6 protein-coding genes are annotated in these 8,103 nt (G+C 56.5%); 3 read left to right on the top strand and 3 right to left on the bottom strand.

Translation table 11 applies throughout. The features are described 5' to 3' along the window. The first annotated feature begins 499 nt into the window (after positions 1–499). A complete protein-coding gene (locus tag CBB63_RS14175) occupies positions 500–1,216 on the top strand; it encodes an ion channel (RefSeq protein WP_161487394.1) in 717 nt (238 codons plus the stop codon). Positions 1,217–1,289: 73 nt separating this feature from the next. On the opposite strand, the gene CBB63_RS14170 is transcribed toward CBB63_RS14175, so the two are convergent. Continuing rightward, positions 1,290–2,615, bottom strand: a complete 1,326-nt coding sequence (locus CBB63_RS14170; RefSeq protein ID WP_009827230.1) for an APC family permease — start codon at positions 2,613–2,615, stop codon at positions 1,290–1,292. Positions 2,616–3,327: 712 nt separating this feature from the next. Here CBB63_RS14170 and CBB63_RS14165 point away from each other — a divergent pair. Beyond that, entirely contained in the window at positions 3,328–3,972 is a 645-nt protein-coding gene (locus tag CBB63_RS14165; RefSeq protein ID WP_502695943.1) for a TorF family putative porin, read from the top strand. A gap of 119 nt (positions 3,973–4,091) precedes the next feature. Here CBB63_RS14165 and CBB63_RS14160 read toward each other — a convergent pair whose 3' ends face one another. Together CBB63_RS14160 and CBB63_RS14155 are read right to left on the bottom strand one after the other, a co-directional pair. Next, positions 4,092–5,456, bottom strand: coding sequence for an NADH-quinone oxidoreductase subunit N (locus tag CBB63_RS14160; RefSeq protein ID WP_286699609.1), 1,365 nt, complete (start codon positions 5,454–5,456; stop codon positions 4,092–4,094). Continuing rightward, positions 5,456–6,793 (bottom strand): complex I subunit 4 family protein, encoded by a 1,338-nt coding sequence (locus CBB63_RS14155; protein ID WP_502695944.1) that lies wholly within the window; start codon positions 6,791–6,793, stop codon positions 5,456–5,458. The genes CBB63_RS14160 and CBB63_RS14155 overlap by 1 nt, the downstream gene beginning before the upstream one ends. Positions 6,794–7,054: 261 nt before the next feature. Between CBB63_RS14155 and CBB63_RS14150 the strand changes: the two genes are divergently transcribed. Then, a partial coding sequence (locus CBB63_RS14150) for a tyrosine-type recombinase/integrase (RefSeq protein ID WP_286699607.1) occupies positions 7,055–8,103 on the top strand: 1,049 nt, incomplete at its 3' end.

Genomic DNA, 8,103 nt, shown 5'->3' with positions numbered 1-8,103 from the left:
TCGCTATATGAGGGCGGTCCGCCTGGGGGCTTTGGCACCCAATAGGCGGGTCAAAATCAAACGCTGAAACCGGGTCACTTTTAAACGCTCATTGACAACCCTAATTAATCAGAATCTGCGGATTCAGGGTCATTTTGGGCATTTTTGTACCCTTAATTGCAGTATATCCACAGGCCCGGTGCTTCAGGATTTGACCGCATCTGAGCACCTCCAAATTGCATCGGCCCGCGCCAGAAGCGCTTGACGATCTGCCCCAGATCCAAGCTCGGAGATGGCCTGCCGGGCTGCTCGTAGAGCGCTTTCTGACGCTCTCGACTTGCTCGTTCTATGTTCTTCCTGTTCCGGCAGATGTTCTGTTTCCCGCCGTCCCGGAAGCCGCTGGTCGAGGTCATTCGACAGAGCACGCATCCGTTCAATCACCCGACCATGCTGCGGAAAGGCGCGGCGTAACCCCCGAACCGCCCAATAGTTTCCTCTCAGAATGAGGGTAGCGCCCACAATGGGACGGGTCACGCCGACACCAACCGCGGCAAGTGCCATCAACCTTTCGCGCCCGTTCCCAGATGTGAGCGACCCCAGATTCCCGATCTCCAGCGCTGCCAAGAGATGCAAGGTCAAATCCACCCGGCGCAACCGCGCGGGATTGTTCGTGGTGACGGCGGACTTCAGAGCTTTGGCACCGCGATCAGCGCGCGCAAGAAGCCGACCTGATACGGCTACTTTTGGATACTGGCAAGTTCATCCAATCAGGAGCGTCTCTTTGCTTTTTTCACTAATTCTTGCAGTTATCGCCATCGTTTCGAGTAGTTGGATACATCTTGCGGTCATGCGGTGGGTATCGGTTGGCATGGCAAAGATACCTTTGGAGCCGTTCAATCGTGTCATGATGGCCGTACTGATCCTGTTTTTCGCGCATTTCGCCGGAATAGTTGTCTTTGCAGGCATGTTTGGCGTCGGTCACCAGCTTTTGAGCATCGGCGGCTTTTCCGGTGAGAGCGTTGATACCGTTCTGGATTATTTTTATTTTTCCGTCGTCAGCTATACGTCCCTTGGTCTTGGCGATATTTTCCCGACAGATCACCTGCGTCTTCTGACGGGCGTCGAGGCCTTGACCGGACTGTTGCTGATCGCGTGGTCAGGTGCATATCTTTTCGCGATGATGAACCGGCTTTGGGATTGGCCCCCCTGCGCCGAGCCTGACAAACCGAAAAAATGAAAAAGGGCATACCCGACACCTGCTAGCCGAACGCGCCTTTTTCAGGAGGGCTATAGCACTTTCGAGAAGTGTTTTAGTGGTCTTCGCTGGGTCGTGGTGCAGTCCAGCGCGACAGATAAATCCGTTGGAACACAAAGACTGATGTGATCGCAATCACAGCGTACACAACAATGAGCGGATCGGATTGCAGCTTCATAGCTGTAAAGGCCACCAGCACCACAGCGTCAAACAACAAGGCCAAGACGATGACAAATGCTTTCGCTTCAACCTCTTTTCGCATGAAGCGCAAGACGCCCCAATGGACGATCATGTCCATGATCAGATAAAAGAAAGCCCCCAATGACGCGATCCGGGTCAGATCAAAAAACACCGCAAGGATAGAGGCGATCACCACCGTATAGACCAGCGTGTGACTGCGGATAGGTCCCGACATCCCGAAATGCCGGTGCGGGATCATGTTCATATCGGTGAGCATGGCCAGCATCCGCGACACCGCAAAGACACTGGCAAGAACACCAGACGCCGTCGCAACAGCCGCCAGCACGACGGTAAAATAGAACCCCGCGTTGCCAAGTGCGGGTGCGGCGGCCTCAGCCAATGAATAGTCTTTGGCCGCGATAATCTGGTCTATCGTCAGGCTTGATCCGACCGCAAAGGCCACAATCAGATAGACAACAACACAGATCGTGATCGAGATAATGATCGTGCGGCCAACATTGCGGTGCGGATTGATGATCTCGCCGCCGCTGTTGGTGATCGTGGTGAACCCCTTGAACGCCAGAATGGCAAGGGCCACGGATGCTATAAAGCCGGTGATATCAAATCCGCCAGACGCCGTGCTCGCCGCGGCGAATTGAAACCCGCTTGCCCAAAGTGCTGCTATGCCGAACAACGCGATACCGCCAATCTTGAGCACCGCCATAATCAGCGAGAGCAGTCCAACCGATCGGCTACCGGCGATATTGACGAGAAAGGCAAAAAGGATCACCCCAACGGCAAGGATCGGCACCAGCGGACCACCAGTTATGTCGAAGGGTCGCAAGACATAAGTCGCAAAGGTTCGCGCAACGAGGCTTTCGGAGATCACCATTGACAGCGCCATCAACAGCGCCGCCGCTGCGGCAATTGCACCCGGTCCGTATGCCTTTTGCAGGATCATCGCGATGCCACCCGAAGACGGAAACGCATTCGACATCTTTACGTAGCTGTATGCACTGAAACTTGTGATGATCCCGCCCACGACAAACGCCAATGGAAAGAGCGGTCCGGCCAGCTGCGCGATCTGACCTGTCAGCGCGAAAATACCGGCTCCGATCATCACGCCGGTGCCCATCGCCACCCCGCCGCTTAGGCTGATGGAGCCTTTATTTTCAGTGTCGCCGCCGTGTTGATGATCCATTTAGAACGCCTTCATTTTCGATTTGTTGCGGGTTTTGCAATGGGCGGACGATCCGGCGGCGCGATCCGGTAATCGCGCTTGTCGCTCAACAAAGGATTGGGCGTCCGCACCAAGCATATCTCGTTGTTTACAGTATAGATAAGTGAGCTGGGAAGTGAAGGTCTGAGCTGGACTGTGTCTCAGGGATTTGGGGCGATCCAGAGCAAGAGCTACCAAAAAAATCATGCCGGTCCGTGCACGACATATGCATCACGATGCACATCTGCCGCGCACGGACCGGCTTTGGTTTTTTCGGACATCGTTACCTGATGCTGGCGCCGAGATGGTCTAGCTACAACAGCAGCCACCGGATTTTGCAGCAGGTGTTTTGACGGATGCCTGTGATGCCGCTGGGGCATCTGCAACCTGGCTGGCCTTGTTTCCACCGCAGCATCCTCCGCCTTTGGCGGTTTCAACTTCAGATGGTTCGGTTTTGGTTGTTGTCTGGTCTATTTGGGCCTCCTGACACTAAGGGTACATATATCAGACGCCATAAGCGCCACTTCGTTACAGTGGAATAATCGTTGCCCGTTTTTTTTCGCGTCAATTTTGGGCAACGACCCGTAACGGTGTTCAAAATTGAATCAGGTGTTACAAAAATGCGGGCGCCCTGCTTCCGGCGGGCGGATTTTCGTCGTTACAGTGCAGCAGGAAAATCTTCCAGTAAGGAAAAATGATGCGATCTATTTTTGCGACTTCCGCCGTCGTCATCGGTCTGGGCTTACCCGGCGTGACAATGGCTCAGGAATTAAGTCTGTCCGCAGGCGCAACCCTCACCAGCCGATATGTTTTCAACGGCATTGAACAGACTACCGGCGCGGCGTTCNAGCCTTGGGCGGAGGCCGAGTACGAAGGTTTTTATGCAGGCGTCTGGGCGTCAAACACTGCCAGNTCAATTGTTGGCAGTTCTGTTGAGGTGGACCTCTATCTGGGCTATCGCAATGAAGTCGGCAAGTTCAACTACGATCTGGGATATACCCGATACTATTATCGCAACCCGAGCAATGACTGCTGCGGAGAGGTCATCCTGTCATTGGGGTACTCCGTACTGGATCCGCTGGATGTCGGCCTTCGGTTTGCGCATGACCCCGTTGCGGATTACGTTAATTCAAGCGTCTCGATCGACTACGCATTCGATGACAAATTTGGTGCTTCAGCCAACTACGGCACGATCAGCAATGGGGGACACGACTACTGGAGTGTCGGTGGCAGCTATGCGATCTCCGATAACTTTGGCATTGACGCGTCATGGCATGACACCAGTATCAGTGACGGATTGTTGATTGTATCGCTGACCACCGAATTCAGCCTGCGCTAAGTTTTCCAAGACGGACAAAGCGCCGTATCCGGCTTTTGCTGGACGCGGCGCTTTGCGTTGCGCTGTCAAAATTTGATGATCCATGTCGGTTATGCATGAACCACATTGAAGGTTTGCGATCAACTGGGCAACAGCCCCGCAAATGCCCCCATAGACAGGGTAATCAGGACAGTGACCGTCGCCACGACAACAAGCAGGGCGTGTGGTGACGGGGTGTCCATGCCGGTTTTTGAGCTTGCGGTCTGATACATCGGCACCACGATGCGCAGATAAACACCAAGCGCCAGCACGGAATTCAGGATGCCGATCACCGCAAGCCAAAGGAACCCTGCCTCAACTGCAGAGGTGAACAGATAGACTTTGCCGACAAATCCAAACAGCGGCGGGATGCCGGTGAGCGACAGAAGGAATATCACCATCGACAGCCCCATAATTGGTCGATTGCGGCCAAAACCGCGCATGTCGACAAGGGTGCGTCCAGCTATCATCACAATGGCAAAAGCACCCAGGTTCATTGCGACATATGCGGCACCCATGATGATAATCCCCGGGACCGCAAGTGGGCTGGCGCCGAGTGCCACAATGCCGAGCAAGAAATACCCAGATTGGGCGATCGAAGAATAAGCGATCAGCCGCACCAGATTGGTCTGTACCAACGCTGTCAGATAGCCATAGGTCATTGTGATCGCTGCGATCATTGCGATCACCAGTGGCCAAGCGCTGCCGACGGGCATGTCGCGCAGCACCTGCGCAAAGGCAAAGATTGCCGCGAGCTTGGTGATAACCGACAGGTAGGCGGCAATGGAAACCGGCGCCCCGTCATAGGCGTCAGGTGCCCAGAAGTGAAACGGCACAAGCCCAGCTTTGTAGCCGAGGCCGATGATCACTGCGACCAGGCCCGCAATGGCGATCAGCGGCTTGTCCTCCAGCGCCGCGAGGTCCGAGAACAGCGTCGATCCCACGCCCCCGAACCAAAAGCTCAGCCCGTAGATCATCACGGATCCGGTGACAGCCCCGAAAACAAGATATTTCATCGCGGCCTCTGTCGCCGCATCATCGCGCGGGAAAGCCACCAGCGCAAAAGAGCCTAAGCCCGTCAGTACCACACCCAATACAAGCAGCATTGTGTCGCCGCCACCGGACAGCGTCAGCGCCCCAAGAGTAACAAGGCAGATCAGCGCATAGACGCTGCCCTCGCGCTCCTGTCCGGCGATTTCGGCGCGCGCCATCAACAGCGCCAACGCTGTGCCAGGCAGCAGGATCAGCTTGGCCCAGCCCGAAATCAGGTCGATCCGGTAAGTGCCGCTGAACACGGTTGTGTCGGCGTGCAGGACCGGCAATGTCAGCAGCGTTGCCGCCGTCAGCCCCGCCAGCCCGAGGACCAGAACCAGCCGCGCCGCGCGCGCTATATCGGCCACGATCATCAACATGGCCACAGATGCCAGCAAAAGCTCAGGGATCAGAAAAGAAAGTTCGCGCCCCATCAGAAGCTCAGGCTTGCCATAGTTGTGTGGATCATATCGATCAACCAGCCGGGGGCCACACCGACCAGCACCGTCAGAATCAAAAGAGGCACAATCACCAGCTTCTCCCTGCGGTCTAGATCGCGCATTTCCAGCCATTTCTCGTTCTCGGAGCCAAGGAACACGGCGGCGATGGCGCGCAGATACAGGCCTGCGGTTACCACGATGGCAAGGATAGCTATGATCGCCCATGGAGCGGTATTCAGGGTCGCCAGAAACACCTGAAACTCTGCAGGGAAATGCGCCAACCCCGGCAAACCAAGTGAAGCGAACGCCATCAGGATGAACGACCAGCCCAACCACGGCACACGGCCCAGCAGACCACCAAATTCACTCATATCGCGGCTGTGGGCGCGGTCCTGCAACATGCCCAGCAAAAAGAACAACGCGCCTGTCACCAGACCGTGGCTGACCATCTGCAAAGTCGCACCGTCCAATGCAATTGTGCGGATACGCAAATCAACGGTAAGCGCGGCCACCGCCACACCCATCACGACATAGCCCATGTGGTTAATCGACGTGTAGGCAATCATTTTTTTCAGATCAGACTGTGCCAGTGCGGCGAAGGCCCCGTACAGCGCGCTGACCACCCCCACCGCTAGGATTACCTGACCGGCTTGCGCAAATGCCTCAGGCGTCATTTGCAAAGCAAAGCGTACCAGTCCGTAAGTGCCGAATTTCAGCATCACACCGGCCAGGATCACGCTGCCCGCCGTGGGTGCCTGAACATGTGCGGCAGGTAGCCAAGTGTGCACCGGAAAGGCCGGTATCTTGACTGCGAAGGTAAACAGCATCGCAATCAGCGCAAGCATCGCCGCAATGCCTGTCAGAGGTGGCATGTCGATCCAGACGCGCATGTCGAAGGTGCCACTGCTCAGATACAACCCGATAATCGCGAGCAACAGCGGCAACGACCCCAGCAACGTATAGATAAAGAACATCAGCGCGGCGCGCTGTCGGTCTTCATATCCCCATCCGGCGATCATGAAATACATGCCTACCAGCGAGACCTCGAAAAAAACATAAAACAGCAGTCCGTCAAGCGCCATAAACGTGCCAAGTGCGGCCGTTTCGAGCATAAGCATCAACACAACATAGCTTGGCGCACGATCGCTGATCCGCGCCGAGTAGATCGCTGACAAAAAGAACAGCAACGACGTGAGCAACACCAACGGCAGGCTCAACCCGTCCAGTCCCAACCGATAAGCGGCACCAATGGCCGGTATCCACGCGAGTNCCTCAATCTGGGCGAAACCGCCCGCAATAGTGCCGCGCGACCAGATCACAAGCGTGAGCATGAATACGATACCCGTGCAGATGTGACAATGCGGCACCTGACAAAAACGCCACATCTTCAGAGGTTTCACCATGCTTAGAGGTGACCCAGTCGGGAATTCGCATTAGCATGTCGAGGTCTGCGAGAGGTCGGGCATTGGCAAATGTCATGCGTAATTCCTACCGCGTTGCGGCGCTTTTGGCCACAAAATAGCGCCCTAAGCGCCCCATCTTGTCGTTCTCCATTATGTCCAATAAGTTTACATTATCGGACATTAAAAGATATGCTCAGCGCCATGTCGGAAAACAACGAGAAATCGATCTCAAAGCCGCCAAATGGGCCTTCGGTCAGCGAGNACAACGAGAGAGATCATCCCAGCAGCGAGGCTTTGAGCCNTCCTTNCTTTGTGGCTGGTTCAGGCANNCTNGANCGGCTGGTNGANACCGCNCGNGACTATGCNCGCGCNGCGGCNTCGGANANNACACTGAANGCCTACGCCAAGGACTGGGCGCACTTTACCCGCTGGTGCCGGATGAAGGACGTGGAGCCGCTGCCTCCATCGCCCGAAATGATCGGGCTCTACCTTGCGGACCTGGCGTCCGGGTCTGGCCTCTCCCCTGCCCTTTCGGTGTCGACAATCGAACGCCGTCTCTCGGGCCTTGCGTGGAACTATGCGCAACGGGGCTTTGCGCTTGATCGCAAGAACCGCCACATATCCACCGTGCTTGCGGGGATCAAGCGCAAGCACGCGCGCCCGCCGGTGCAGAAAGAGGCGATCCTGGCCGAGGATATCCTTGCGATGGTCGCCACCCTGCCCTTCGATCTGCGTGGCCTGCGGGATCGGGCGATCCTGCTTCTGGGGTATGCCGGCGGCCTGCGCCGCTCGGAAATCGTCAGCCTTGATGTTCACAAGGACGACACGCCGGACTCTGGCGGCTGGGTCGAGATCTTCGACAAGGGGGCTCTCCTCACCCTCAATGCCAAGACCGGCTGGCGCGAGGTCGAGATCGGCCTTGGGTCCAGCGATCAGACCTGCCCGGTGCATGCGTTGAAACAGTGGCTGCACTTCGCCAAAATCGACTTCGGCCCAATTTTCACCGGCACCTCGCGCGATGGCAAACGCGCGTCCGAGGCAAGACTGAACGATAAGCATGTCGCCCGCCTGATCAAGCGCACGGTCCTCGACGCTGGCATCCGATCCGAGCTGCCCGAGAAAGAGCGCCTGGCGCTGTTCTCCGGTCACTCGTTGCGCGCCGGTCTCGCCAGCTCCGCCGAAGTCGACGAGCGCTACGTCCAGAAGCAGCTTGGCCACGCCTCGGCCGAGATGACCCG

This window comes from Sulfitobacter sp. TMED3 (assembly GCF_002167505.1).
Lineage (GTDB): Bacteria > Pseudomonadota > Alphaproteobacteria > Rhodobacterales > Rhodobacteraceae > Sulfitobacter > Sulfitobacter pontiacus.
This window is presented reverse-complemented; position numbering and strand designations above follow the sequence as displayed.